The sequence below is a fragment of the Salipiger sp. D13 genome (genome assembly GCF_003703915.1).
Lineage (GTDB): Bacteria > Pseudomonadota > Alphaproteobacteria > Rhodobacterales > Rhodobacteraceae > Salipiger > Salipiger profundus.
The window spans coordinates 1-3,351 of the sequence record NZ_RAPJ01000091.1 but is presented as its reverse complement, the minus strand read 5'-3'; the positions used below and the strand labels follow the sequence as shown (position 1 = coordinate 3,351).

Here is a 3,351-nt window from a genome sequence, read left to right as displayed (position 1 = left end):
GGAGGCTGCAGGCGCCGGCCGCGGCGCCGGTGCCCGCGCCGCTCGGGCCCGACCCGGTCTCGGCGGCCCAGATCGCGCTGCTCGAAGAGGAACTGGCGCAGGCGCTCGACCGGCTCGAGCGGGCCTCTGCGCGGGCCGACCGCGCCGCGGCGCCGGTGCCGGCCACGGGGACCGGCGAGACGGAGGCGATGATGCAGCTCTGGATCGAGACGCTCGAGGGCGAGCTCGAGGCCCTGCACGCGGCACGCAACTAGACCCTGTCCCGGCCCGAAACGGCCCGGGGAGGGGCGTTGCGCCTCAGAGCCGCCCGATCAGCGCCGAGATCCACAGCGCCACGGTGCTCACCCGGCTTTGCCGGTAGAGCCCGAGCCGCAGGAGGTCGGCCAGCCGGCGCGGCACCGAGTGGCAGCGCAGTGCCGCGAAGGTCTCGTAGACCTGCCGCTCCTCGGGCGCGAAGCGGTGCGCCGAGCCCGCCAGCGCCGCGATGTTGATGTCGTTCCACTCCTTGAAGCGGCCCTGCAGGATCATCCCCACCCGCACCATCCGGGCGCGGAAGGTGTCGTTGGCGCCGATCTGGTTCACCGCGTGCTGGCGGTAGAGCAGGGTGGGGCGGTCGTCGTGCAGCACCGTGCCGCCGGCGCCGGTGACGATCTGGTAGATCCACCAGTCGTGGATCACGATCTTGCCCGCCTCCTGCGCCGCCTCGGACACCAGCCGGGTGGCGGCGGGGTTCAGCACGATGGTGTTGCCGGCCACGACGTTCTGCACCAGCGCGTTGCGGAAGCCCGGCGGTTTCGGCCGCGCCATCGACAGCCGCCGCCCCTCGAGCCGGGCATCGGTGATCCAGGTGCGCGAGCAATAGAGCGCGGGGGCGTCCTGCGGATGCTCCCAGAGCATCGACATCGCGAGGTGCAGCTTGTCGGGCAGCCAGACGTCGTCCTGGTCGGAAAAGGCGGTCCAGCCGTTCTCGGCCCCGTATTCGGGCAGGGCGCGGATCAGCGACAGGAAGTTCTCGGCCGCGCCCTGGCAGGGACCGCGACGCAGGTGCACTTCGTGGCCGGCCGCGCCGAAGCGGCGGATCAGCTCGGCGCTGCCATCGCGCGAGTCGTCGTCGCTGGCCACCAGCCGCCAGTTGGGGTGGGTCTGGGCGGCGAGGCTGTCGAGCTGCTCGTGCAGGTTGTCCGAGCCGTTGTAGACGGCCATCAGGATCGTCACACGGGCGCTGCTGGGCGTGCGCGCGGTCGTCATCGGGCGTCCCGGCGCGGCCTCAGCCGCGCTGCTCGGGCAGCCGGGCGAGAAACTGCCCGTATGCCGTCTTGCCGAAGAGCTTCGCCCGCTCGGCCAGCTGCCCGGCGTCGATCCAGCCCATGGCAAAGGCGATCTCGTCGGGGCTGCCGACCTGCTGGCCCTGCCGGGTCTCGAGGGTGCGCACGAAGTTGCCGGCGTCGAGCAGGCTGGCGTGGGTGCCGGTGTCGAGCCAGGCATAGCCCCGGCCCATGCGCTCGACCGAGAGCGCGCCCTCGGCGAGATACATCTCGAGCAGGGTGGTGATCTCGAGCTCGCCGCGCGGCGAGGGCTGCACCTCGCGCGCCCGCGCCGGGGCCGTGCCGTCGAGGAAGTAGAGCCCGGTCACAGCGTAGTTCGAGGGCGGCACCTCGGGCTTCTCGATGATCGACTTCACCTGCCCCGCGGCGTCGAAATCGACCACGCCGTAGCGCTCGGGGTCGGCGACCTGGTAGCCGAAGACCGTGCCGCCGCTCGGGCGGGTGTCGGCGGCGGCCATCAGGTCGGGCAGGCCGTGGCCGTAGAAGATATTGTCGCCCAGAACCATGGCCGAGGGCTGGCCGGCCAGGAAATCCTCGGCCAGCAGGTAGGCCTGCGCCAGCCCGTCGGGCGAGGGCTGGGTGATGTAGCTGATCTCGATGCCCCACTGGGCGCCGTCGCCGAGCGTGCGGCGGAACTGCTCCTGATCGTGCGGGGTGGTGATCAGCGCGATCTCGCGGATGCCCGCCAGCATCAGCACGCTGAGCGGGTAGTAGATCATCGGCTTGTCGTAGATCGGCAGGAGCTGCTTCGACAGCCCCATGGTGATCGGGTAGAGCCGGGTGCCCGACCCGCCGGCGAGGATGATACCCTTGCGCGTGCTCATGCGCAGCCCTCCGCTGCGCTTCGGCCTTCCGCCCACATGTCCGCCCCTCCGGCTTCGTTGTCCGTCTTTTGTCCCGATCCTTAGCCGATGACGGGGCCCATTGCCAGCCGCCCGCGCGGCTCAGCCGGCGGCGGGAGGCCGGCCCGGTTCGAGCACCGCCCGCCCGCCGCTGCGCACCCGGGGCAGGTAGCGCTGCGGCTCCTCGGCGACCTGGCCAGGCAGGCGGCGGAAGACCTCCGCCTCGGCCTCCATGCCGTAGGTCAGCACCTGCACCGTCGCGCCGTCGATGCGGGCGCGCAGGGCGGGCTGCATGGCCAGCCCGTCACCGGGCGCGAGCCGGCTGGACCAGAGCGGCACCAGCCCCGCCGTGCGGCCCGCCGCGGCGTCCTCGTCGAGCCATGCGAGCAGTTGCGAGAGCCCCGCGTCGGGGCGCTGGAACAGCCCCGCGTAGACCCGATCAAGCCGCAACAGGCCCGGCTTCCCGGGCTGCCAGCCCGGCTGCAGGATCGCCGGCACCGGGAAGGGGCGCGGCCCTCCGGGCCGGTAGCGCAGGCTGGGCGCGGTGGCGTGATAAGCCTCCTGCGCCTCGAAGTATTCGCGCCGGGCGCCGTAGTAGAACCAGCCCATGCCGGTGGCGGGATCGGCGGTGGCGTTGTCGCCGGCGTCGCGCTGCAGCGAGAGCATCTCCGGAAGGGGCGCGACCGAGGTCTCTCCGAACAGCCGGCGCACCCGGCGCAGCAGCTCGGAATCGGCCGACACGCGCAGCGCGTCCCAGCCGCCGAGATGATCGCGCAGGATCTCGCGCGGCAGCATCAGCGAGGACAGGTCCTCGTGGATCATGGCGCCGGTGCCGGTCCAGCGGCTGAGCCGCAGGTCGGGGGCGAGTCGCGCCTGGCTGGCAAGACAGCCCGGCAGCCATGGCCGTGCCTCGAGATGGGCCACCTGCCGGGCGAGCTTCTCGGGGTGGGCCCAGTCGTCGGCGTCCATCAGCGTGACCCAGCGCCCGCGCGCCTCGGCGAGACCGGCGTTGCGCGCCGCATAGGCGCCGCCGTTGCGCACCAGCCGCAGCAGCCGGATGCGCGGATCCGTGGCGGCGGCGGCCTCGACCAGCGCGGCGCTGCGGTCGCGGCTGGCGTCGTCGACGACGATCAGCTCCCAGTCGGTCAGGCTCTGCCGCGCCAGCGCGCGCAGCGCGGCGGGCA

General features: G+C 72.9%; 4 protein-coding genes. 1 reads left to right on the top strand and 3 read right to left on the bottom strand.

Annotated features, from left to right (window positions below; translation table 11 throughout):
• Positions 1-254: hypothetical protein (locus D6860_RS25425; protein ID WP_206512223.1), on the top strand; the 254-nt coding region annotated here is incomplete at its 5' end.
• 43 nt (positions 255-297) lie between these two features.
• Here D6860_RS25425 and D6860_RS25030 read toward each other — a convergent pair.
• From D6860_RS25030 to D6860_RS25020, 3 genes are all read right to left on the bottom strand, one after another.
• Positions 298-1,248, bottom strand: a complete 951-nt coding sequence (locus D6860_RS25030) for a glycosyltransferase family 2 protein (RefSeq protein ID WP_076625976.1) — start codon at positions 1,246-1,248, stop codon at positions 298-300.
• A 19-nt stretch (positions 1,249-1,267) separates the two neighbouring features.
• Positions 1,268-2,149 carry a glucose-1-phosphate thymidylyltransferase RfbA gene (gene rfbA, locus D6860_RS25025; protein WP_076625975.1) on the bottom strand — a complete coding sequence of 294 codons (882 nt, stop codon included), beginning with the start codon at positions 2,147-2,149 and terminating at the stop codon, positions 1,268-1,270.
• Between the two features lie 120 nt (positions 2,150-2,269).
• Positions 2,270-3,351, bottom strand: a 1,082-nt coding sequence (locus D6860_RS25020) for a glycosyltransferase family 2 protein (protein ID WP_128549328.1), incomplete at its 5' end; no start/stop codon positions are given.